The organism is Paraburkholderia sp. BR13439 (genome assembly GCF_040948805.1).
In the GTDB taxonomy this organism is placed as follows: Bacteria; Pseudomonadota; Gammaproteobacteria; order Burkholderiales; family Burkholderiaceae; genus Paraburkholderia; species Paraburkholderia youngii.
Window position 1 is genome coordinate 206,123 of sequence record NZ_JBFPKN010000011.1, and the last position, 24,495, is coordinate 230,617.

The following is a 24,495-nucleotide window of genomic DNA, read 5'->3' on the forward strand; positions in this document are numbered from 1 at the left end:
CATCGCGTAGGGGTGGGCGAGCGTTGACAGTCGAGTTTCGAGCGTTTATCTTTGCGAACAGCATTCGTATTCTGGTGACGTGGTGGGAGGTATCTGAAACGCGATGCTGATGAGGTGGAGGAGGCCGGTTTCGCTTCATTGCTAAGTCTGCGGGAATCCAACGGCCTTGGCCTTTTCTGCGGCAGTTCGACAAAGACAAGAGGAGACGCATGAAACAGAAGAGTCTTAAGCCAAGGGCGATCAGCCTTGGCGTACACGCCGCCTGTATCGCCGCGGCATGCGGGTTGTGGAGCGCGAACGCCAATGCATTTCACTTCGATGTGCCGAACCCGGACATCGACATGCAATGGGACAACACGGTGCGCGCGGACTACGGCATCCGGCTGCAGAACCCGGACCAGTTCTACACGAGCAGTCCGACGTTCGATGAAGGCAATCTGTCGACGCCGAAGTTCAGCACGATCCAGGCGATGCTGAACCTCTACAGCGAGTTCGATTTCAAGTACAAGGAAACCTCCGGCTTCCGCATCAGCATGGACGCGTGGTACGACCCGACGTTCAAGAATCACAATACGAGCAATCCGGCGTTTCTGCCGAACTATCCGAACAACGAGTACACGAGCTACATCAAGAAGTACTATCAGGGGCCGAGCGCCGAACTGCGTGATGCGTTCGTGTTCAACACCTTCGACCTCGGTGGCCACTCTGTAAACGTCAAGCTCGGCCGGACGGCGATTACCTGGGGGCAGTCGGCGTTCGCTACGCTGGGTGGTGCGAACTCGGTGGCGATCGGTCAACAGCCGCTCGACCTGATGAAGCTGACGCAGAGCCCGAGCGCTTCGCTCAAGGAAATCGTGTTGCCGACGGCTCAGGCCGCCGTGACGGCGAACATTACCGACACGATTTCCCTCGGGGCACAGTACACGTTCGAATGGAATCACGACCGGCTGCCTGAAGGCGGCACCTATTTCGGCGGTGCGGATCCGATCCTCTACGGCCCTCCGATCGCCAGCTACGAAACCATTCCGGGGCTGGGCACGTTCGGGATTCCGCGCATCGCGCCGACCAAAGGTCAGATAGGCGACATCGGCCTGAACGGCAAGTGGCGAGTCGATTCGCTCGCAACGACCTATGAATTCACGTATCGCCACTTCGCCATGAAGATGCCATGGGCGGCGGTGCTGCTCCCGGGTGCCGGACCGGAACTCTTCCCTGGCTTCAACCTGCCCGGTGTTACGGCGAAGTACGGCAACAACGTGAACCTGATCGGCGCTGGCTTCAACAGCGCGATCGGCAACGCGGCAGTGGCGGGCGAACTGTCGTATCGCTGGAACATGCCGCTCACAGCCGTCAATACCACGACGGTCAACGACGCACCGACGGGTCGCACGCTGCACGGTCTGCTGAACGTCACGCAGTCGTTCGGCAAGACGCCCTTGTGGGACAACATGTTCCTTCAGGCTGAATTCGCGTTCAACCAGCTGCTGAGCGTGACACACAACGCGGGCAACTTTGCGAATTCCAGCTATGACACGACCGGCCAATGCTCAGCATCGGGGAACAACCCCTTCAACAACTGCTCGACGCGCTTCTGGGCTGGAATCGGCATTGGTGCGAGCCCGCAGTGGTATCAGGTGTTCCCGGGGGTCGATCTGACGATGCCACTGTTCGTCAATCTGAATCTGAAGGGCTACTCTTCGGTCATTACGCCAGCGGCCGAAGCACAAGGGCAGAACACGTTCGTGGTCGGGCTTGATTTCACGATTTACAACAAGCATCAGGTGAACGTGACCTACACCTATTACATGAACAAGAAGGGGTACTCTACGACGGGAGCCGCGACTGCACTAGGCGCACCGTATAGCGACAAGTCGTGGATCGGCATCACCTATCAGACAACGTTTTGATGATGGAGGCACCTGTGAAAAGACTCCCAAAGCTTCTTAAGGCGCTGGCGATACTCGCCGCCGTTTGGGCTTCACCCTATACGCTGGCAATCGAGAGCGGGATTACCCCGTTCGGAGCGGAAATTGCCGGCAACAAGGACGGCACGATTCCCGCCTACGCGGGCGGCATCAAGGACTTCCCGGCCGGCTTCAAGCCCGACTCCGGGAAATGGGCGGACCCTTTTGCCGGTGAAAAGCCTGTTCTGCAAATCACGGCCCAGAACTATCAGCAATACGCGGACAAGCTGAGCGCCGCTTCGATCGAACTGTTCAAGCGCTATCCGACTTACCGGATGGACATCTACCCGACGCACCGCTCCGTTTCGTATCCGGATTGGTACCTCGAGAACTCGGAGAAGAACGCGCAAAGCGCCAAGCTCGAAAAGAATGGCCTTTATATTTCGGGCGCGTTCGGCGGTAAGCCGTTCCCGGTCCCGAAGAACGGTCAGGAAGCGTTGTGGGACTGGGAATTGCGTTATGTGGGCACGGCCCAGAAAAACAACGTGAAGACGTGGCTCGTCGATTCGAGAGGCACTCCGATTCTTGCTGCACAGTTCAAGAGTTCGCTGCTCTATCCGTATTTCGAGCCTAAGTATGAAGCGGAGTTTCGCAAGAAGGGTCCCCTTGCGATCTGGTATCAGGTCTATAACGACTACGCTGCACCGTCCCGTCTGATCGGCGAGACGTCGCTCTTCTGGTACTTCACGGATTCGGCCGATCACGATCAGCAATCGTGGGCATACAACCCGGGCCAACGCCGCGTGCGCGTGGCGCCCGATCTCGCCTATGACACCCCGAACCCCGGCTATTCCGGCGCGATCACGATGGATGACATCCAGTTGTTCTACGGGAAGATCGACCGCTGGGACGCAAAACTGGTCGGAAAGAAGGAAATGTACATCCCGTACAACGACTACAAGCAGCAGTACGATACGCCTGCAAGCAAGATCCTCACGCCGAATTTCGTGAATCCGGATCATGTGCGCTGGGAACTGCACCGCGTGTGGGTCGTGGACCTGACGCTCAAGCAGGGCGCGCGTCATATCTACAGCAAGAAGACGCTGTATTTCGACGAGGACGGCGGTGGCGGAATGATGGACGCCTATGACCAGTCGGGCAAGCTGTATCGCGGTGGCTTCGAAACCACGGTGCCCGCCTACGACTACAAGGTTCCGTATTCGCTCGGTAACTGGTTCTACGACTTCAACAGCGGCATCTATATTTTTGGCAGCCATCCGGCGGAGTCGCCGGGGATCATGTTCAACGTGAGCTTCCCGAACGACTACTTCACGCCGGAGCGTATGCAATCTGCGGGTGTGCGCTAATTGCGCGCTGAGTCGAGGATAAGGTATTGAGTGAGACGTCCCGCCCGGCCTGCCTGGCGGGACGTCTCACCAGCAGTGGCTGGATCGAGTCGCACGCATCGAAAGTAGTGTGGTTGCTTTTGGTATTGGACCAATCTGGAAAGTGATGGAGACAGTTTTGAAGAAGCACCGGCTGTTGATTAACGCGTTCGCGCTTGCTGCAGCAATTTGCGCCGCGCCGATGTCGAATGCGATCGAAAACGGGATCACGCCTTTCGGGGCCGAAATCGCCGGGAACAAGGACGGGACGATTCCCGCCTACACAGGCGGTATCACACAGTTTCCGACCGGATTCCAGGCAGATTCTGGAAAGTGGGCAGACCCGTTCCCGGATGAGAAGGCAGTGCTGCAAATCACTAACCAGAACTATCAGCAGTACGCGGACAAGCTGAGCGCGAGTTCGATCGAGCTGTTCAAGCGTTATCCGACCTATCGGATGGACGTCTATCCGACGCATCGCTCGGTGTCGTATCCGGACTGGTATCTCGAGAATTCGGAAAAGAACGCGCAGAACGCGAAGCTCGAAAAGAATGGCCTGTTCGTTTCCGGTGCGTTCGGCGGCAAGCCGTTCCCGGTGCCGAAGAACGGTCAGGAAGCATTGTGGAACTGGGAACTGCGCTACGTGGGTACGGCCCAGCGCAACAACGTCAAGACGTGGCTGGTTGATTCGAGAGGCACGCCGATCCTCGCCGCGCAATTCAAGAGCTCACTGTACTACCCATATTTCGATCTGAAACAGGAAGGCGAATTCAGGAAGAAGGGCGGTCTCGCGATCTGGCAATACATCAACAACGATTTCGTTGCACCGGCGCGAATGATCGGCGACACCACGCTCTACTGGTTCTTCACCGACACGGCCGATCACAACCAGCAATCGTGGGAATACAACCCCGGTCAGCGCCGCGTGCGGGTGGCGCCCGACCTTGCCTACGACACGCCGAACCCCGGCTATTCGGGCGCGATCACGATGGACGACATCCAGTTGTTCTACGGACGCATCGATCGCTGGGACGCGAAGCTCGTCGGCAAGAAAGAGATGTACATCCCGTACAACGACTACAAGCAACAGTACGAAACGCCGGCGAGCAAGATCCTGACGCCGCATTTCGTCAGCCCGGATCATGTGCGCTGGGAACTGCACCGTGTGTGGGTCGTCGACTTGACGCTCAAGCAGGGCTCGCGTCACGTGTATGGCAAAAAGACGCTCTATTTCGACGAGGACGGTGGCGGCGGAATGATGGACGCCTATGACCAGTCGGGCAAGCTGTATCGGGGTGGCTTCGAGACCACGGCGCCTGCGTACGACTACAAGGTGCCGTATTCGCTGGGCAACTGGTTCTACGACTTCAACAGCGGCATCTATATTTTCGGCAGCCATCCGGCGGACTCGCCTGGGATCATGTTCAACACGAGCTTCACGAAGGACTTCTTTACACCTGAGCATATGCAGTCGACCGGCGTGCGATAGCCGATACAGGTGCAAGGAAGGGCGCAGTACGTGCGCTATGCCGGGTATCGCATGGCGCACAGAGAAGTTTCATAAAAATCCAGGACTGTTCGCGTGACCGATCGCCAGTTACTGTGAAGGAGACACAATGCGCAATACCCTGTTTCGTTGGCTGGCACTCGTCGCGGCGGCATGCGCCGCCAGCGGGTCGGTCCATGCCGAATTCGCCGATCCGATGCGTTCGCCTGCCGTGATCAACCTGCAGGCCGCGCATGAACCGCTGATCGCGTTGGCCCAGGCCGGACAGCGTCTGGTCGCGGTAGGCCCGCGCGGGGCGATTCTGGTTTCGGACGACATGGCCATGCACTGGCGCCAGGTCCAGGTGCCGGTGAGTTCGGATCTGGTCGCTGTCACGTTCAAGTCGGCCGCGCTCGGTTGGGCGGTCGGACACGACGGCGAGGTGCTGCACACCACCGACGGCGGCAATACCTGGACGCGGCAGCTCGACGGCCAACAGGCGGCGAAGCTGATGAGCGCTTACTACGCGAAGCAGCAGGGCGATTCCCCCGATCTGAAGGCGTCGCGCGAAGAGGCAGAGCGCTTCGAAGCAGACCAGGGGGGACGTCCTTTCCTCGACGTCTGGTTTGATGATGAGCGTTCGGGCTGGGTCATCGGCTCGTTCAACATCATTTTTCACACCGACGACGGCGGCAAGAACTGGGTGCCCTGGTTCGATCGCGTCGACAATCCCAACGCGTTGAACCTGCATGCAATGCGCCGTATCAACGGAACGCTTTATATCGTGGGCGAACAGGGGCGGCTGCTCAAGCTCGATCCGGGCAAGCAGCGTTTCGTCGCGGTGCCTACGCCCTCGAAGGGCAGCCTCTTCGGTCTCGCTTCCACGGGCAACGCGTTGATCGTCTACGGTCTGCTCGGCAACGCATATCGCTCCATCGACAGCGGCGCGACCTGGGACAAGATCACGCTGCCGACCGGCGCGAGCATCCTGGCGTCGGCTGAACTGCCGAACGGTCACCTTCTTCTCGCGACCCAGGCGGGTGAGCTGCTCGAGAGCGCCGATCAGGGGGCAACGTTTCAAAAACTTCACGCGAGCCAGCCGGGCGGCATCTTCGCGATGGCGTTGCGCGGCGACACCGCGGTGCTGGCTGGTGCGGCCGGCCTGTCGCGGATCACATTGTCGAAGTCGAACTAAAAGGGAGCAGACATGGCTGGCGGCAACAATGCCCAATTCGACAAGATGCCCGTTGTGGCGGATCTTGCCCAGTTCGATTCACGTTCGGGCAACGCGCTTGAACGGTTGATCTTCAACCGCCGTCCCTGGCTCATCGTCATCTGCGCGATCATCACGGCGGTGCTAGGGTTTCAGGCGCTGCGTCTCGATGTGAATGCGAGCTTCGAGAAGATGATTCCGCTGTCGCATCCGTACATCAAGAACTATCTCGCCAACAAGGCGGACCTTAAAGGGCTCGGCAATTCCCTGCGGATCGTCGTCGAGAACCCCTCGGGCGACATCTACGATCCGAAGTATCTTGCCGCGCTGCGACGCGTCAATGATGCGTTGTTCCTGATTCCGGGCGTCGACCGTCCTGGCGTGAAGTCGATCTGGATGCCGATCGTGCGCTGGAACGTGGTCACGGAGAATGGCTTCGCGGGCGGCCCGGTGATGCCTGACGGCTTCGACGCGTCCGCGCGGGCCATCGCACAGCTGCGCACGAACGTGGCGCGCGCAAACATCGTGGGCAGCATCGTGTCGAATGATCTGCATTCGAGCATGATCCAGTTGCCGCTGCTCGGTCACTATGCCGATACCGGCAAGGCGCTCGACTACGCGAAGCTCTCGCACCAGATCGACGAGGTCATCAAGAAGGAGGGTCACGGCGAGGTGCACGTGCACGTGGTGGGCTTCGCGAAGCTGATCGGCGACCTGATCGACGGCCTCAAGCTGGTGGCGATGTACTTCGGCGTGGCCGCGGCGATTGCGCTCGGCGTGATCTTTCTGTACACGCGCTGCTATCGCAGCACGCTGCTGGTGGTGGCATGTTCGCTGATTGCCGTCGTCTGGCAGCTCGGCATCATTCGCTCGCTCGGCTATGTGCTCGATCCCTATTCGGTACTGGTCCCGTTCCTCGTCTTCGCCATCGGGGTATCGCATGGCGCACAGAAGATGAACGGGATCACGCAGGACATCGGGCGCGGCACACATCGCTACGTGGCGGCACGCTACACGTTCCGGCGGCTTTTCCTCGCCGGTCTCACGGCGTTGCTCGCGGACGTGGTTGGCTTCGCGGTGCTGATGGTCATCGACATTCCGGTGATCAAGGATCTGGCGTTCACGGCGAGCGTTGGCGTGGGCGTGCTCGTGTTCACCAATCTGCTGCTGCTGCCGGTACTGCTTTCATACATTGGCGTCAGTCCGTCAGCGGCACGACGCAGCGTGCGCGGCGAACAGAACGAGGCGCGCGGAACCTCGTCGGCAGGCGCGCTGTGGAACCTGCTCGACCGCTTCACCGAACGCCGCTGGGCCGTGGGTGCGATCGTTTGCGCGGCGGCACTCACGGCGTTCGGCTGGTCGATCAGTCAGCATCTGCAGATCGGCGACCTCGATTCGGGCGCGCCTGAGCTTCGTCCAGACTCGCGCTACAACCTCGACAACGCCTACGTCAATGCGCATTTCGGCCTGTCGAGCGATCTTTTCGTCGTGGTTGGCAAGTCGTCGCACGGCACTTGCGACGCCAACAATTTCCCGCTCGTTCTCGAGGCTGACCGACTCGAAGCCACACTGCGCAACGTGCCGGGCGTGCAGACGACGACTTCGGTCGGTGGCCTCGCGCGCTGGGTGACGGCGGGCTTCTACGAGGGCTACCCGAAGTGGTACACGGTCGACCGCGTGCCTTCGATCGTCAACAAGACGGTGTGGCAGATCCTGCTCGATCATCCGGACCTACTGAGCCAAACTTGCGGCACGGCGCCCGTGATCGCCTATCTGACCGATCACAAAGCCGCGACGCTCTCGCGTGTCATGGAGGCGGCGGAGGCATTCGCGAAAGAACATAGCGACGCCGACCACCAGTTCCTGATGGTTGCCGGCTCGGCTGGCATCGATGCAGTGACGAACGTGGTTGTCGCAAAAGCGAACCGCACCATGCTGTTCATGGTGTATGCGGCGGTGATCCTGCTGTGCTTCATCACATTCCGCAGCTGGCGCGCGGTCGTGGTGGCCGTCGTGCCGCTCGGAATCACCTCGGTGCTGTGCGAGGCGCTGATGGTCAAGCTCGGCATCGGCGTGAAGGTGGCGACGCTGCCGGTGATCGCGCTGGGCGTGGGGATTGGCGTCGACTATGCGCTCTATCTGCTGAGCGTGCAGCTCGCGTATCAGCGTGCGGGGCAGCCGCTGCGCGTAGCTTATCGTCATGCGGTGCAGTTCACGGGCAAGGTCGTGGCGCTGGTCGGCGTGACGCTGGCTGCCGGCGTTGTGACATGGGCCTTTTCACCGATCAAGTTTCAGGCCGACATGGGCATCCTGCTAACGTTCATGTTCCTGTGGAACATGATCGGTGCGCTGATCTTGATCCCGGCGCTGTCGCATTTTCTTCTGCAGGGAATTTCGCGCAAGGCGGTGGCGAGGGGCGTAGCGGCTGGTTCGGCGAACGTCGAAGCTTGTAGCGGCGAGGTCACGCTGCGGTAGCGAGTATGTGGCGGTGCCGCGCGTTGCGCGCGGCACCGCCTCGCAGCACAAATAAGTTGGCCCGCTGGCCGCTCGGCCCTACACCACGGACATCGAAAAGCTCAGGATCTCCGAGACTCCGCCGTCGACCATCAGCATTTGGCCATTCATGTAAGAGCTGGCCTGCGACGCGAGAAACACGGCGACGCCGCCTAGTTCCTCGGGATTGCCCCAACGGCCAACCGAAATGTGCGAGCGCACGATCTCCTTCATTTGCGGATTCGATGTGACGGGCTCAGCCATATCCGTGAGGAAGTAGCCGGGGCAGATCCCGTTGCAACGAATGCCGTGTCGCCCCAGCTCCGCACCGAGCGATTTCGTGAGTCCGACAACCGCGTGCTTACTGGCCACGTACGCCTGAAGCTTCTCGCGGCCGAGCACCGACACATAAGACCCGACGTTGATGATGCGTCCGTGTCCGCGTTCGATCATCGGGCGCGCCACTTCCTGCGCGAGCAGGTATGCGGCCGTGACATTGGTATCCATCGTTCTTTGCCACATATCGACGCTTGACTGGAGAAAATCGCTCCACTCGCAAATGCCCGCATTGTTGAGCAGTACGTCGATGCGGCCGTGACGAGCGAGAACGTTGCGCACGCCGTTTCTGATCGCATTGTGATCGGTGAGATCGAACGGTTCAATATCGACGGTGCCGCCCGTTTTGCGAATCGACTCCGCCGCGGTCTCGAGGCTCCCGCGCGATCGCGCACAAAGAATCACGCGCGCGCCCGCAGACGCCAGGGCGCTCGCCATCGCAAAGCCGAGACCGCGCGATGCGCCCGTGACGAGCGCGACTTGTCCTTCCAGTGAAAAGAGTTTCATTGTCTGACTCCCGTGGATGATGGGAAGGCTGATTACTGGTGGCGAATGACGATCTTGCCGAAATGTTTCTGGCTTTCGAGGTGCCGAAGCGCATCCGGTACATGCGCGAAGTCATAGACCGAGTCGATCACCGGCCGCAGTTTGTGCAACGCGATTGCGCGGTTCATCGATTCGAAGTCCTGGCGCGAGCCGACGCGGATCGGTGCGATCGTCAGTCCGCGCGTGAAGAATCCCTCGCCAGTGGAGGGGGCACCGGTCAGCAGTCCGACGACGCTGATCCGGCCGCCGTCCCGTGTGCAAGCAACCGACTTGCCGAACGTTTGAGCCCCGCCCACCTCGACGACGAGATCGACCCCAAGGCCATTGGTCAGGCGCAGCACGGCGTCTTCCCAATTGGGCGTGTCGCGGTAGGTGATGGTCGCGTCTGCGCCCAGTTCGGCCAGGCGTTTCAGTTTCGATTCGCTGGACGAAGTGGCGATCACGCGGGCGCCGAAAAGACGTGCTAGCTGAAGAGCAAAGATCGATACGCCGCCGGAACCTTGCACGAGGACGGTCTGGCCCGGCAGCAGGGGCGCATGCTGACACAGTGCGTTCCATGCGGTGACGGCGGCGCACGGCAGTGTCGCGGCTTCCTCGTCGGAAAGGTGCTCGGGAACACCAATCAGCTCTTCCTCACTCAGTACGACTTTGTCGCGAAGCATCCCTTCGACGATCGCGCCGCGGCCCAAAGTATCTGCGTGTTGCGGGCGCGCTCCGCCGTGCCAGTTCTCCGCGAAATTGGCCATCACCCGGTCGCCCGGTTTGAAGCGCCGTACACTTGCGCCGACCGCGAGCACGACCCCCGCGCCGTCCGAGGCCGGAATGAAGTTCGGTGCCATCCAGTCGCGAAACGCTCCATTCATCAGCAGCAACTCACGGAAATTTAGCGAACTCGCGTTGACCTGCACCGATACCTGATGAGCGCCAGGTGGCGCCGGATCGGGTTCCTCGCATAACGCCAGTCCCGCAATGCCTTCGAAACGCTCACATCGATAGAGCTTCATTTGTCGTCTCCCTGGTGTTGAACGAGGGCGTCGAATTGATCGCCGAGTGACGCTTTCCTCATTCTTCTCGTTGACAGCTACAAAAAGAACGGTTCAGAATATAGAACATTGTTCAACAAAGCGTTCGGAGCGTCAAATTGAAGATACTGGTCGCGGTGAAGCGCGTGATCGACTACAACGTGAAACCTCGGGTCAAGTCCGACGGCTCGGGCGTCGATCTGGCCAACGTAAAAATGGCCATGAACCCGTTCGACGAGATCGCGGTGGAGGAGGCGGTGCGCCTCAAGGAAGCAGGCGTTGCGACTGAAGTCGTCGTGGTATCGGCGGGCACCGCGCAATCGCAGGAGGTACTGCGTACGGCACTCGCCATGGGGGCGGATCGTGCGGTGCTAGTGGAGAGCGATACGGATCTGCAGCCGCTCGCGGTCGCAAAGCTGCTGGCCGCCGTAGCCGCGCGGGAAAACCCGCAACTGTTCTTGCTCGGCAAGCAGGCCATCGACAACGACGCTGGCCAAACCGGGCAGAAGCTCGCCGCATTGCTCGGCTGGCCGCAAGCGACGTTTGCGTTCAAGACGGAAGTGGATGGTCAGCAACTGCTCGTCACGCGTGAAATCGATGGCGGTCTCGAACGCGTCGCTCTCGATCTGCCTGCGGTGATCACGACGGATCTGCGCCTGAACAGTCCACGCTATGTGACGCTGCCCAATATCATGAAAGCGAAGAAGAAGCCTCTCGATACGCTGAATCCTGAAGCGCTGGGGGTTGACGTCGCGCCTCGCCTGAAGGTTCTCGAAGTGACCGAGCCACCGGCGCGCAAAGGCGGTGTGATGGTTCCGGATGTTGCAGCGCTGATTGAAAAGCTTCGAAACGAAGCGAAGGTGATCTGACCATGACTATTCTCGTTATCGCCGAACACGACAATGCGACCCTGAAGCGCGCCACGCTCAACGCCATCGCGGCGGCGGGCGCAGTGGGTGGCGACATTCATGTGCTGGTGGCGGGCCACGGCGCATCGGCCGTCGTCGAGCAAGCCGCGAACGTAGCCGGTGTCGCCGAAGTGCTCGTCGCGGAAGCACCCGAATACGCGCACGGGTTACCGGAAAACCTCGCCGCACTCGTGGTCTCGTTGGCCCGCGCTTATACACACGTGATCGCAGCGTCCACGGCGGTGGGCAAAAACTTCATGCCCCGTGTGGCCGCGCTGCTCGATAGCGCGCAGATTTCCGATGTCGTTGCCTTCAAGGCTGCCGATGTCTTCGTGCGTCCGATCTATGCCGGCAATGCACTAGCAACAGTGCAATCGTCCGACCCGATCAAAGTCATCACGATTCGGCCGACCGCGTTCGATGCTGCAGCGACCGGTTCGACCACCGCGCCGTCACGCGCTGTTGCATCGGCGCCGGCTTTCGATAAGGCCCGTTTTGTCGGGCAGGAACTCACGAAATCGAGCCGGCCGGAGCTTGCGGCGGCAAACATCGTGGTGTCGGGCGGCCGTGGCATGCAGAACGGTGACAACTTCAAGCTCCTCGACGCGCTTGCGGACAAGCTTGGTGCGGCCGTGGGCGCGTCGCGTGCGGCGGTCGACGCCGGCTTCGTGCCGAACGATTATCAGGTCGGTCAGACGGGCAAGATCGTCGCGCCTCAGTTGTATATCGCGGTGGGCATCTCGGGAGCGATTCAGCACCTCGCCGGCATGAAGGATTCGAAGGTCATCGTCGCGATCAATAAAGACGCAGAGGCACCGATCTTTCAGGTGGCCGACTACGGTCTCAGCGCGGACCTGTTCGAAGCTGTTCCGGCGCTGACCGCAGCGCTCGATTGACGTTCGCCCGGATTGACAGCAATCCGGGCGTCAGCCTAGCATCTGAACGCCGTTCACAACAATTGAACCGGTCGTTGCATATCGATTGCGAACCACCCGGCCACAACATAAAGAGTCGGAACCGGCGCCTACGCCGGCCACATCACGAAGGAGATAGCAATGGGTAACAGAGGTCCCGATTCGGGTGAACACACGGTCCGTCTCGATTTTGTGCCGAAGGACAGTTACCTGTCGAAGCAATTTCTCGAGCGGGAGAACGAGCGCCTGTGGCCGCACGTGTGGCAGGTTGCATGTCGGCTGGAAGAAATTCCCAACGTCGGCGACTACGTCACCTTCGACGTGGCCGGCGAATCGATCATCGTGGTGCGAACGGCGGCCGATCAGATCAAGGCCTTTTTCAACGTCTGTCAGCATCGTGGCCGTCGCTTGACCAACGGCAGCGGCAAGGCCTCGAAATTTCACTGTGCCTATCACGGATGGCAGTGGAATCTGGATGGCAGCATCGCGCGCGTGCTCGATCGTGACGACTGGGCGGGCTGCGAGGAAATGACTGACGGTGATCTGCGTCTCACCGATGTTCTGGTGGACACGTGGGGCGGCTTCGTGTTCATCAACATGGACCCGAACGCGGAGCCGCTCGCTAAATTCCTCGATCCGGTACCGGAGATCACGAACTGCTTCGAGTTCGAGAAGATGCGCTACCGCTGGTACAAGTCGATTCGTCTTCCGTGCAACTGGAAGGTTGCACTCGAAGCGTTCACCGAGGGTTATCACGTCGCGGCAACACATCCTCAGTTGCTGGATGTCGCGGGAGATGACGTAACGCGAAGCTTCGCCTACGGCCGCCACGGCATGTTCGGCTACTCGACGGCCACGCGCATGATCGGCGCGCCGTCACCGCGAACCGGCAAGCCGATGCCGGAGGACGTGCGTCAGGGTCTCGTCAACTTCTTCCGTGTGATGGAAGAGACCCTGAAAGCAATCAATACCGCGCGCGACTACGAAGCGGCGAAGCGTCTGATGACGGAAATGTCGCCCTCGGGTAACCAGTTCGAAGTCCTCGCAAAGGCAATGGATTTCCAGCGCGAAGCGGCGATCGCCGAGGGCGCCGGCTGGCCGGAGATCACGTTCGAGCAACTCGGTCGCGCGGGAGCGGACTGGCATGTCTTCCCGAACCTCGTGTTTCTTCCGTACCCCGACGGCGCGCTCTTTTACCGCGCACGCCCGGACGGCGATAACCCCGATTCGTGCATCTACGACATCTGGTCGCTGCAGCGCTTCGCGCCGGGCGCGGAGCCGCCGCTCAAGCGCGAGTTCTACTACGGTGTTGATGACTGGAAAGAGAACGCTCAGGAAAACTTCGGCTTGATCCTGTGGCAGGACTTCCAGAACATGACCAACGTGCAGCAGGGGATGAAGTCGCGCGGCTTCAAGGGTTCGCGCACGAATCCGCTGCAGGAAACGTCGGTTTCGAACTTCCATCGCGCGCTGCGCGACTTCATCGCGCGGGAGGAGTGATGTCGACGAGCTGGGACGCAACGTACGACTTCGTGGTGGTCGGCAGCGGCGGTGGTTCGATGTGTGCGGCGCTTGCCTGCAAGTCGGTGGGCAAGGAAGCGCTGATCATCGAGAAGCAGGCGAAGGTCGGTGGCTCGACCGGCTATTCGGGCGGTGTCTGGTGGCTGCCGAACAATCACGTGATGAAGCGCCACGGCGTAAGCGATTCGTATGAGCGCGCACGGCAGTACTTCGACGCCGCGGTGACGTATCAAGGTCCGGGCACCTCGCATGCGCGACGCGAGGCTTACCTGCGCACCGGGCCGAAGATGGCCGAGTTTCTCGAGCAGCAGGGGATGCAGTTCGTGTACGCGGACGGCTGGTCCGATTACTACGACACGCTGCCCGGCGGGGAGCCCCGTGGCCGCTCGCTATTGGCGAAGTTGTTCGACGTGAAGGAACTGGGCGAATGGGCACCGCGCTTGTCGCGCTATAAAGGCCCGTCGATGCCAGCCAACTCGGACGAGTACCCGACACTGTTTCTGATGAAGCGGACGTGGGGCGGCAAGCGCAAGGCGATGCAGCTCGGCGGCCGCATGCTTTACCAGAAGATCACCGGCAAGGAGCTCGTGGCCAACGGTGCGGCGATTCAGGGGCGCATGCTTCAGATGGCGCTGCGCGCGAACGTGCCGATCTGGACGGACACGCCAGTGCGCGAGTTCATCGTCGAGGACGGACGTGTGGTCGGCATTGTCGCAGTGCGCAGCGGCCGGGAGTTGCGCGTGCGCGCTCGCCAGGGCGTCCTGCTCAATACGGGCGGCTTTTCACACAACGCTGAAATGCGCCGCAAGTACCAGCCGCAGCCGTCGTCCGCGGATTGGACCAATGCGAATCCAGGCGATACCGGCGAAATCCTGCAAGCTGCGATCGCGCTCGGCGGCGCGGTGGATTGCATGGAAGAAGCGTGGTGGGTCGTGACGTCGCTCGGCCCCAACGAGGAACTGCCGGAAGGTGCGCGCGCTCCGGATGGTTCGCCGTTGCCGTTCATGCATCACCTCGACCTCTCGCTGCCGTTTTCGATCATGGTCGATCAGGATGGCGAGCGCTTTTGCGACGAAGCGGGAGCGTATATGGAAATCGGTCAACGCATGTACCAGCGCCACAAGCAGACTGGAAAAGCGGTGCCCGCGTGGGTCGTGATGGACAGCCGCCAGCGCAAGTACTACCCGTGGGGTACGGCGATGCCGGGCCAGATTCCGCAGAAGTGGCTCGACAGCGGATACATGATCAAGGCTGACACGCTCGAAGAACTGGCCGCGAAATGCAGCATCGACCGTACTGGTCTGCTCAAGACGGTCCAGCGCTTCAACGGCTTCTGCAAAACGGGCGTCGACGAAGATTACGGCCGCGGCTCGCGTGCATTCGATCGCTGCCATGGTGACCCGACCATCAAACCGAACCCGAATCTCGGGCCGATCGAGGAGGGCCCGTTCTACGCGGTGCGCATGTATCCAGGCGATGTCGGCACTGCAGGCGGTCTCGTGACCGACGAGTTCGGACGTGTGCTGAAGGACGACGGTTCGCAAATCCCTGGGCTGTACGCCACCGGCAACTGCACGGCATCCGTGGTTGGCCGGTGTTATCCGGGCGCCGGCAGCAGCATCGGCGCATCGTTTGTGTTCGGTTACATCGCGGCGCTGCATTCGAGCGGCGCGCAAAAGATCTGGTGACACAGGAGAGTGACGAATGAATGCCTATCAGCCGCCCAGCAGCGAAGTCCTGGTCGACATCTACAGGCGCATGACACTCATCAAGCAGAACGATGAGCGCTTTCGCGCCGTGATCAAGGCCGGCAAGCTGGTCATGCCGTACTACTCGCCGCGCGGGCAGGAAGTGATTCCGTCGGCGATGTCGGTGTGTCTCACCGATGACGACTACATCTGCACGATCTACCGCGGTGTTCACGACATGATCGCCAAAGGTGTGCCGCTCAAGGAACTCTGGGCCGAACTCGGTGGACGAGTGACCGGGACCTGCAAGGGCAAGGGCGGTCCGATGCACGTTACCCATCCCGCTTCCGGCGTGATGGTCACGACCGGCATCGTCGGCAGTTCGATGCCAATTGCGAATGGCCTGGCGCTTGCCGCGCAGATTCGCGGTGAACGGCACGTGGCAGTCGCTTATTTCGGCGATGGCGCATCCAACATCGGCGCGTTCCACGAGTCACTGAACATGGCGTCCGTCTGGAAACTGCCGGTGATTTTCGTCTGCCAGAACAACGGCTACGCCGAGCACACCAAATACGCTTACGGCACCTCCGTGTCCAATATCGCGCAACGCGCGGTCGCGTACCAGATGCCCGGCGTGACGGTGAACGGCAACGATCCGATCGCGATGCACAAGGCGGCGCGCGAGGCGGTCGAGCGTGCGCGTGACGGTGGCGGCCCGACGCTCATCGAAGCGAACACGTTCCGCTTTCAGGGCCATGTATTTGGCGATCCGGACGCGTACATGGACAAGCACGAAAAGGCGGCCTGGGTCGCCAAGGACCCCGTGCCGCTCTTCCGCCAGTGGCTCATCGATGCAAAGCATGCGACCGAAGAGCAACTGGCTGCGATGGAAGCCGGGCACGAGGCGCAGATCGACGCTGCGGTCGAATTCACGTTGTCGAGCGAATATCCCGATGTCGCTGAGCTTCGTCGCGACATCTTCAAGGACGAGGTGCTTGCATGAGCCAGATGCCAACCAACATCAACACTATCCAGGCCGTCAACTTCGCGCTCGACGATGCAATGGCCGCCGACGTCAACGTGATCGTGCTGGGTGAAGACGTTGCCGACGGTCAGGAAGGCGGCATTGTCGGCGTAACGAAGGGACTGTCGTCGAAATACGGCACGTCGCGCGTGCGTTCGACGCCGATCTCGGAGCAGGCCATCATCGGTGCGGCAATCGGCGCTTCGATGGTCGGCATGCGCCCGGTGGCGGAAATCATGCTGATGAACTTCACGACCGTCGCGATGGACATGATCGTGAATCACGCGGCGAAACTGCGCTTCATGTCGGGCGGGCAGACCAATGTGCCGATCGTGATCCGCACGATGACCGGTGCCGGCTTCGGCACGGGTGGTCAGCACGCGGACTATCTTGAAGCGTGGTTCGCGCACGTCGCCGGCATCAAGGTGGTCGCGCCTTCGAATCCTGCCGATGCGTATGGCCTGATGCTGTCCTGCATCCGCGATGACGACCCTTGTCTGTTCATCGAGAACATGCCGACCTACTGGAACCCGGGCAATGCGCCGGAGCGCGGCGTGGCGATTCCACTTGGAAAGGCCAACGTCGTGCGCGCAGGCACGGACGTCACGTTGATCAGTTACAGCCGCCGCGTGCAAGAGGTCATGGTCGCCGCGGAGGCGCTCGCCAAGGATGGGATCGCCTGCGAAGTGATCGATTTGCGCACGGTCTCGCCTCTGGATACCGAAACCATCCTGACTTCGGTTGCCAAGACAGGGCGCGCCGTCGTGGTGCACGAGGCCGTCAAGCCGTTCGGCGTGGGTGCTGAAATCGCATCTCGCATCTACGAGGCCCTCTTTCGCGAACTCAAGGCGCCGGTGCAGCGCGTGGGCGCGCAATTCTGCCCCGTGCCGTTCTCCAAGCCGCTCGAAGACGCGTTCGCGCCGGGCGTGGCAGACATCGAAGCGGCGGTTCGCGCGACGCTGAAATGACAAGCACGCGCTCCCGGAATTTCCATCATCAATAGAGCAAGCTCATGACCACACAAGTTCTGCTGCCCAAACTGGGCTTTTCCATGAATGAAGGCACGCTGGCCGAATGGCTGGCGGAAGACGGCGCGACCGTGAGCGAAGGGCAGATTCTCTACGCGCTCGAGAGCGACAAATCGGTTCAGGAGGTCGAGTCGCCGGCGTCGGGCACGCTGCGCATCGTCGCCCAGGTTGGCGAAGTGTATCCCGTCGGCACGGTGCTGGCGGAAATCGTCTGATTGGCCCCAGGCCGGTCACCTTATTCAAGAGTCGTTTGAAGAGGCATCCGCGATGAGTGTCGAATCCGTAGCTACCCGAGCGCAGTCCAACGTGCATACTGGTTCGGGCGAGGCCGCAGCCCCAGCATTTGGTGCGCATTTGCCGCCCTGGCCGCAGGTCGATTTCGCCGAATTCGGCGAGGTAGAGGTCAAGCCGGTGTCGCGCATCCAGAAGCTCACAGGAGCCTTTCTGTCGCGCAACTGGCTGACGATTCCGCATGTGACCCATCATGACGATGCCGATATTACGTCGCTCGAAAGCTATCGCAAGGCGCGCAACGACGCGAATCCGGCGGTCAAGCTGACGCCGCTCGTCTTCCTGATCAAAGCCGTGGTGCGGGCTTTGCAGGAGTTCCCGCAATTCAACGCGTCGCTCGACGGTGACGGCAAAAACATCGTTCTGAAGAAGTACTTCCACATCGGGGTCGCCGTGGACACGCGCTTTGGATTGCTCGTGCCGGTGCTGCGTGATTGCGACAGGAAGAGTGTCGAAGAACTCTCGGTGGAACTTGCAGCAATTTCGCAGAAGGCCCGCGAAAAGGGACTATCGATGGCAGAGATGTCGGGGGGCTGCTTCTCGATCAGCTCGCTGGGCGGCTTCGGCGGGACTGGCTTTACGCCTATCGTCAATGCGCCCGAAGTGGCGATTCTCGGTGTGACTAAAACCCGGCTGGCGGCCGCGCCGGCGGATGACGGCGGCGTCAGCTGGCGCAAGATGCTGCCCTTGTCGCTCAGCTACGACCATCGCGTGATCAACGGAGCCGACGCGGCGCGCTTCGCTGCATTCATCGGCACCGTGCTGGCCGATCCGCAGACGCTCGCAGGTTAACAGACGATCTGACACAACAACGACGGGATTGAGATGAGAACCCTTGGCGAGATGATCGAGCGAAACGCTCGCTTGCATGCCGACCACACGGCGCTCGTATATGCGGAACGGCGTCTGACGCACGCTCAGTTGGCGGAGCGTGCAAGACGCTTTTCGGGCGCGCTATATCAGCGTGGCCTGCGGCGTCAGGATCGGGTTGCGATCCTCGCAATGAACTGCGCGGAGTACTACGAGAGCTACCGTGCGTGCGAGTGGGCCGGCTTTATTCTCGCGACCGTCAATTTTCGGCTGGCGCCCGCGGAGATTCTCTACATTCTGAAGGATGCGGCGCCCAAAGCGCTCGTCTTCGAGGCTCAGTATGCCGATGTCGTGGACGGACTGCGTTCGCAGCTGCCCGAAATCGAGCAGTACATCTGCATCGGCGACGCGCCTGATTGGGCCGTTTCATTCGAGGCGGTGATGGAAGCCGGCCCAGTGGAAGGGCCGCCGATCCGCTCGAATCCCGAGGATTACGCGTATCTGATGTACACGAGCGGCACCACAGGGCGTCCCAAGGGTGTCGTGCGCACGCACCATGCGATGTGCGTCACCGCGGAAAGCTGCGCGCTCGTGACGGAGTTTTCCGGCGAGACGCGTGTGCTGCAGACGACGCCGGCATTCCATGTCGGCGGGATCGGCTTCGTCAATGCAGTCGCGTGGATGGGCGGCACGACGGTCGTACATCGCGCCTTCGATCCAAAGCAAATGCTCGAGACGATCGCGCAAGAGCGCATCACCTTCACGTTCATGGTTGCCGCCATGCTTCAGGCGGTCCTCGACGTGCCGGAGCTGGCGAGCTATGACGTGTCGAGCATCGAAAACATCGTCACCGCGGCTGCACCGGTGCCGCCGCCACTGCTTGCGCGTGGCATTCAGGTGCTCGGCCCCGTGTTTTCGGTGCAGTACGGGATGACCGAGAGCAACGCCTGCTGGCTGCCGGCGCACGAGGTGAAGCCTCAAGGGTCGCCGGAACAGGTACGGCGCCTCGCATCGGTCGGACGTCCGTGTCCCGGCATCGACCTGCGCATCGTCGACGATCACGGCAACGATCTGCCGCAAGGTCAGACAGGCGAGGTCTGGCTGCGCTCGCAGACGCAGTTGAGCGGCTACTGGAACAACAGCGTGGCGACGGTGGAAGCACTGCGCGACGGCTGGTACCGCTCGGGCGACATGGGCTACCAGGACAAGGACGGCTACATCTTCCTCGTCGACCGCAAGAAGGACATGATCATTTCCGGCGGCGAAAACATTTATAGCCGTGAAGTCGAAGATGCGCTGGGGCAGCATCCGGCGGTCATCGACGTGGCGGTGATCGGCGTGCCGCACGAGAAGTGGGGAGAGTGCGTGAAAGCGATCGTCGTGTTGCGCCGGGGCGAGCAAGCGGGCGAAGCCGAGCTGATCGAGTTCTGCCGCGGCCTGATCGCGAGCTACAAATGTCCGAAGGCCATCGCCTTCGTCGACGAGCTGCCGAGACTGCCGACCGGCAAGATCAGCAAGGTGAGCTTGCGCCAGCAGTTTGCCCAGTGAACGGCAATCGCCTCATTTGGAGAGAATCGACCATGGCCAAATGGCTGAAGAGTTCGGAATGCGTGAAGTTCGAAGTAGCGGAACGGGTTGCGCGTATCACGCTGAATCGTCCCGACAAGCGCAACGCCATCAACAATCCGCTACTGCAGGAACTCAAAGCGGCGTTGCTCGAAGCCGACGACCTCAAATCGGTGAACGTGATCGTGCTGTCGGGAGCCGGCCGCGATTTCTGCGCGGGCTACGATCTCGTGACGACGTATTCGGACCGTGCCGCGGACGCCGTCGATCCGGGTGACTATCGCGGCACGATTCGCAGTTTCGACGACGACTGCTGGTCGATGGAGCGGCAGTCGGAGACGGTCAATCTGATGGCCGAAATCCACAAGCCGATCATCGCGCAGGTGCATGGCAACTGTCTTGCGGGCGGCACGGACCTGGCGCTCGCGTGCGACATGGTGATCGCCGCCGACGATGCGAGGATCGGTTTTCCCGCCACGCGTGCGAACGGCTCGCCGCCTGCGCATATGTGGTTCTATCACGTGGGCCCGCAGTGGGCGAAACGTCTGCTGCTATCCGGCGACTCGCTGACGGGCCGCGACGCCGCGAAGATTGGGCTGGTCATGGATGCGGTGCCGGCAGAACAGCTCGACGCGGAGGTGAACGAGCTGGCGCGCCGTCTGTCGTTCGTCGATGCCGATCTGTTGGCTGCGAATAAGCGCATCGTCAACCTCGGCCTGGAGTTGGCCGGCTCGCGCACGCTTCAACGCATTGCGGTCGAGAACGACGCCCGCGCTCACCAGAGCCAGGGGCCGCGGCGCGCGCAATTCAAGGCAGACATGGAAGCGGTTGGCCTCAAGGAGGCGCTCAAGCGCCGCGACGAGCCATTCGGCGACGGGATGATCCGGCTGCACGCTCGCGGCAGTTGACCCGTCGTTCGAAGCGACCACTCCAACCCCAACGAAGATCCGAACATCATGGATGTTGAACTCACATTGAACGGCGCGGTTGCGACGCTGTGTCTGAACCGCCCCGAGAAGCTCAACGCGCTGACGCCGGAGATGCTCCACCTGATTCTCGGCCATCTGGATCGCATCGAACAGGACCCGGAGATTCGCGCGGTGATCCTCACCGGCGCAGGCCGCGCTTTTTGCGCCGGCGCCGACATCAAGGGCAGCGGCGCCGCGCCGCCGCAGATGAGCGTGGCGCACGCGCGTGCATCGATGGCGGTGTACCAGAAGATCGCGCTGCGGTTGTACAACCTCAACAAGCCGATGGTCGCGGCGGTACGGGGTGTCGCGGTGGGAATTGCATGGAGCTTTGCGCTGTGCGCGGACCAGCTCGTCGTTTCCGACACTGCGCAGTTCATTCCCGCATTCCTGATGCGCGCCACCTTGCCTGAAGGTGGCATGGTGCATCTGCTCGCCCGTCATTGCGGCGAGTTTCGCGCGAAGGAAATCATGTATCTGAATCGCCGGCTGAGCGGCAAGGAAGCGCTCGATATAGGTCTGGCGAGTCATCTCGTCGAAGACGGCGACCTCGATGCGGCTGCCGGGAAGCTGGCTGGCGAGCTTGCGGCCGGCCCGACTTTTTCGCTCGGGCTGACCAAGCAGTTGTTCAGGTTGAACACGGGCAGCATGGAAGAGTTTCTTGCTCAGGAACTCAACGCGGTGGCGCTCGCGGTGAACTCGGAGGATGCGGCGGAAGGACGGCTCGCGGCCAGAGAAAAGCGCGCACCAGCGTTCAGGGGCCGCTAGGCGCAGACCCCGCACGAGCGCGGCACAGCGGCACGGCAGAGCAGACAAACGAAGACGGAAGAGATTCAGGAGTCAGGCATGCATTTCGGCTACAGCGAGGAAGACGAATCATTTCGTCAGGAAGTCAGGAAGTTTTTCAACGAGCATGCGCCGGCCGACATCTCGCGCCGCTGGCGTGATGGCGTGCATCCGCCCACGCGCGATGACATCCGCAGATGGCAGCGCATTTTGTACGAGCGCGGCTGGGGCGCGCCCCATTGGCCGGCCGAGCATGGCGGCACTGACTGGAGCGCGTTGCGCAAGCACATCTTCATGGAGGAGCTGTACAACGCCGATGCGATGGACTACGGTTGGCAGTCCACTCAGATGGTGGCGCCCGTCATCATCGCGTTTGGCTCGGACTGGCAGAAGGAGCGTTTTCTCGGGCCTATCCTGCGTGGCGACGAGTTCTGGTGTCAAGGCTTCTCGGAACCGAACGCGGGCTCGGATCTGGCCGGACTGAAGACCACGGCCGTGCTCGACGGTGACGAGTACGTCATCAACGGCCAGAAGATCTGGACCAGCGACGCGACGATTGCCGATTGGGGATTCTTCCTCGTCAAGACCGATACGACCGTGAAGCCGCAACGCGGTATCTCCTTCCTGCTGGTCAGAATGGACACACCGGGCATCACGGTGCGTCCGATCGTCTCGATCGAGGGCGGCAGGGGGCTGAATGAAGTGTTCCTCGAGAACGTGCGCGTGCCGAAGGCGCATCTCGTGGGCGAGGCTGGCATGGGCTGGACCTATGCGAAGTATCTGCTCGAAAAGGAGCGCACGGCGAGCGCGTTCCTGTACTTCAACAAACGTGAGCTGCAACGCGCGAAAGACATCGCCGGACAGGAGACGGTGGACGGCGTGCGCCTGATCGATACGCCCGGGTTCGCGCGCAAGGTCGCGGAGGTCGAAGCGGACCTGATGGCACTCGAATGGTCCGTGCTGCGCATCCTCGCTGAAGAGAAGAGCGAGCGCAATCTCGACGCTGTCGTCTCTGCGCTGAAGATCAGCGGCTCGGAGATGCAACAGCGAGTGACGCAGCTGCAAATGGACGCACTCGGTCCTCGCGCGATACGTTTCGACGACCACAGCGATCCAGATGGTGATCCGGTAGTCGACGAAAACTGGCCGGACTACATGGGTGGCCGCACGTCGGGCTATCTGATCGCTCGCGCATCCACCATCTATGGTGGCACGCGCGAAGTGCAGAAGAACATCATTGCCAAGCTGGCATTTGGACTGTAGCCATGGACTTCAACCTCTCCGAAGAACAATTGATGCTGAAGGATGGCGCTGAGCGCTATGTTCAGCAGGAGTATGGATTCGAGGCGCGCACGCGCATCGCGGCGGGACAAGAAGGCTTCAGCCGCGATCATTGGCGCTCCTATGCGGAGCTTGGCTGGCTCGGTCTGACCATGCCGGAAGACGTCGGCGGTCTCGGTTGCTCGTTCGTCGAGACGGCGATCCTGATGGAGGCGCTGGGCCGCGGCATGGCGCTCGAGCCGGTCGTACAGACGGCGCTGCTTTGCGCGACGATCATCGAACGAGGCGATGCGCCGGGTCAGCGCGAGACGCTGCTTCCCGCCGTCATCGAGGGCAAGCTGCTGCTTTCGCTCGCGGACAGCGAAGCGGGCAGCCGGTACAAAGTGGGATGCCACGCCCGAACGCACGCGCTCAAGACAGCCTCGGGTTATCTGATCAGCGGGGCGAAGACGCTGGTGATCGCAGGCGCGTCGGCAAATCAGTTGCTCGTGACCGCGCGAGTCGAAGGTGCATCGCAGGGCGTGGGCGTTTTTCTCGTCGATCGACGCGCTGCGGGCGTGACGTGCCGTTCGTACCGCTTGCTCGATGGATCGCGTGCCGCGGATATCGACCTGCACAACGTGGAGCTCGGTGAGGATGCGCTGGTCGTCGGCCCGGAACGCGCGCTGGAGGTGCTCACGCAAGCAACGGAACTCGCGATTCTCGCGAGCGTGGCCGAGAGCCTCGGCATGATGGAAGCGGTGATGGCGATCACCTCGGAGTACATCAAGGGACGCTCGCAGTTCGGCCAGTCTATCGGCAAGTTTCAGGCGTTGCAGCACCGCATGGCGGAGATGTTCGTCGCCACCCAGGAGGCGCGCTCGATGCTGTACTGCGGGATCGCACACCTGAACAGCCCGGCGGCCGAACGCAGCCGCGTGATCTCGGCGGCCAAGGCCGTCGCCGCGCGCGCCAATCGCTTCGTTTGCGCGCAGGGCATCCAGTTGCACGGTGGCATGGGGCTCACCGAGGAATATCCGGTGGGGCACTACTTCCGCAAGATGACGATGATGGAGAAGATGTTTGGCGATATCGACTTTCATCTCGACCGCGTTGCGGCCGGCTGATCGAGTCGCCGTTATGCCGCAGCTATCGTTCGATGGACAAGTCGCCATAGTGACTGGTGCTGCCGGTGCAATTGGCCGCGCGATTGCGACGGAGCTTGCGCTTCGCGGCGCACGGATCGTCGTGAACGGCTATGGTGGCGATACGGCCGGCGCCGACTGCAATCCGGTAGGCACAACGGAGTCGGCGCGGGCTATCGTCGACAACCCCATGCGCGCGTT

Annotated in this window: 20 protein-coding genes; 18 read left to right on the forward strand and 2 right to left on the reverse strand. The window is 61.4% G+C overall.

The window, feature by feature from the left end; all coding sequences use genetic code 11:
- Positions 1-209 precede the first annotated feature (209 nt).
- From AB3X96_RS22545 to AB3X96_RS22565, 5 genes are all read left to right on the forward strand, one after another.
- On the forward strand, positions 210-1,907 hold the full coding sequence (locus AB3X96_RS22545; protein ID WP_246392297.1) for a DUF1302 domain-containing protein: 1,698 nt from the start codon (positions 210-212) through the stop codon (positions 1,905-1,907).
- A 14-nt stretch (positions 1,908-1,921) separates the two neighbouring features.
- Complete coding sequence (locus AB3X96_RS22550; RefSeq protein ID WP_368591456.1) at positions 1,922-3,271, forward strand: DUF1329 domain-containing protein; 1,350 nt, start codon at positions 1,922-1,924, stop codon at positions 3,269-3,271.
- A gap of 157 nt (positions 3,272-3,428) precedes the next feature.
- Complete coding sequence (locus AB3X96_RS22555) at positions 3,429-4,778, forward strand: DUF1329 domain-containing protein (protein ID WP_368591457.1); 1,350 nt, start codon at positions 3,429-3,431, stop codon at positions 4,776-4,778.
- Positions 4,779-4,905: 127 nt separating this feature from the next.
- A complete protein-coding gene (locus AB3X96_RS22560) occupies positions 4,906-5,970 on the forward strand; it encodes a WD40/YVTN/BNR-like repeat-containing protein (RefSeq protein WP_368591458.1) in 1,065 nt (354 codons plus the stop codon).
- 12 nt (positions 5,971-5,982) lie between these two features.
- Positions 5,983-8,463, forward strand: a complete 2,481-nt coding sequence (locus AB3X96_RS22565) for an RND family transporter (protein ID WP_368591459.1) — start codon at positions 5,983-5,985, stop codon at positions 8,461-8,463.
- Between the two features lie 78 nt (positions 8,464-8,541).
- On the opposite strand, the gene AB3X96_RS22570 is transcribed toward AB3X96_RS22565, so the two are convergent.
- Entirely contained in the window at positions 8,542-9,324 is a 783-nt protein-coding gene (locus AB3X96_RS22570; protein WP_368591460.1) for a glucose 1-dehydrogenase, read from the reverse strand.
- A 32-nt stretch (positions 9,325-9,356) separates the two neighbouring features.
- Complete coding sequence (locus AB3X96_RS22575) at positions 9,357-10,367, reverse strand: NAD(P)-dependent alcohol dehydrogenase (RefSeq protein ID WP_368591461.1); 1,011 nt, start codon at positions 10,365-10,367, stop codon at positions 9,357-9,359.
- Between the two features lie 137 nt (positions 10,368-10,504).
- On the opposite strand from AB3X96_RS22575, the gene AB3X96_RS22580 reads away from it, so the two are divergent.
- The 13 genes from AB3X96_RS22580 to AB3X96_RS22640 all read left to right on the forward strand — a co-directional run bounded on the left by AB3X96_RS22580 (position 10,505) and on the right by AB3X96_RS22640 (position 24,276).
- Positions 10,505-11,254 carry an electron transfer flavoprotein subunit beta/FixA family protein gene (locus AB3X96_RS22580; RefSeq protein ID WP_368591462.1) on the forward strand — a complete coding sequence of 250 codons (750 nt, stop codon included), beginning with the start codon at positions 10,505-10,507 and terminating at the stop codon, positions 11,252-11,254.
- Between the two features lie 2 nt (positions 11,255-11,256).
- Entirely contained in the window at positions 11,257-12,189 is a 933-nt protein-coding gene (locus AB3X96_RS22585) for an electron transfer flavoprotein subunit alpha/FixB family protein (RefSeq protein ID WP_368591463.1), read from the forward strand.
- A gap of 159 nt (positions 12,190-12,348) precedes the next feature.
- A complete protein-coding gene (locus AB3X96_RS22590; RefSeq protein WP_368591464.1) occupies positions 12,349-13,707 on the forward strand; it encodes an SRPBCC family protein in 1,359 nt (452 codons plus the stop codon).
- Positions 13,707-15,416, forward strand: coding sequence for an FAD-binding protein (locus tag AB3X96_RS22595; protein WP_368591465.1), 1,710 nt, complete (start codon positions 13,707-13,709; stop codon positions 15,414-15,416). Before AB3X96_RS22590 ends, AB3X96_RS22595 begins: the two co-directional genes overlap by 1 nt.
- A gap of 16 nt (positions 15,417-15,432) precedes the next feature.
- Entirely contained in the window at positions 15,433-16,419 is a 987-nt protein-coding gene (locus AB3X96_RS22600) for a thiamine pyrophosphate-dependent dehydrogenase E1 component subunit alpha (protein ID WP_368591466.1), read from the forward strand.
- On the forward strand, positions 16,416-17,408 hold the full coding sequence (locus AB3X96_RS22605) for an alpha-ketoacid dehydrogenase subunit beta (RefSeq protein ID WP_176122696.1): 993 nt from the start codon (positions 16,416-16,418) through the stop codon (positions 17,406-17,408). Before AB3X96_RS22600 ends, AB3X96_RS22605 begins: the two co-directional genes overlap by 4 nt.
- Positions 17,409-17,452: 44 nt before the next feature.
- Entirely contained in the window at positions 17,453-17,683 is a 231-nt protein-coding gene (locus AB3X96_RS22610; RefSeq protein WP_152851317.1) for a biotin/lipoyl-containing protein, read from the forward strand.
- Positions 17,684-17,735: 52 nt separating this feature from the next.
- Positions 17,736-18,551 carry a 2-oxo acid dehydrogenase subunit E2 gene (locus AB3X96_RS22615; protein WP_368591467.1) on the forward strand — a complete coding sequence of 272 codons (816 nt, stop codon included), beginning with the start codon at positions 17,736-17,738 and terminating at the stop codon, positions 18,549-18,551.
- Positions 18,552-18,584: 33 nt separating this feature from the next.
- A complete protein-coding gene (locus AB3X96_RS22620; RefSeq protein ID WP_368591468.1) occupies positions 18,585-20,117 on the forward strand; it encodes a class I adenylate-forming enzyme family protein in 1,533 nt (510 codons plus the stop codon).
- 32 nt (positions 20,118-20,149) lie between these two features.
- Complete coding sequence (locus tag AB3X96_RS22625) at positions 20,150-21,043, forward strand: crotonase/enoyl-CoA hydratase family protein (protein ID WP_176111353.1); 894 nt, start codon at positions 20,150-20,152, stop codon at positions 21,041-21,043.
- Between the two features lie 48 nt (positions 21,044-21,091).
- A complete protein-coding gene (locus AB3X96_RS22630) occupies positions 21,092-21,871 on the forward strand; it encodes an enoyl-CoA hydratase/isomerase family protein (RefSeq protein WP_368591469.1) in 780 nt (259 codons plus the stop codon).
- 78 nt (positions 21,872-21,949) lie between these two features.
- Complete coding sequence (locus tag AB3X96_RS22635; RefSeq protein WP_368591470.1) at positions 21,950-23,152, forward strand: acyl-CoA dehydrogenase family protein; 1,203 nt, start codon at positions 21,950-21,952, stop codon at positions 23,150-23,152.
- 2 nt (positions 23,153-23,154) lie between these two features.
- On the forward strand, positions 23,155-24,276 hold the full coding sequence (locus AB3X96_RS22640; protein ID WP_368591471.1) for an acyl-CoA dehydrogenase family protein: 1,122 nt from the start codon (positions 23,155-23,157) through the stop codon (positions 24,274-24,276).
- The last annotated feature ends 219 nt before the right edge of the window (positions 24,277-24,495 follow it).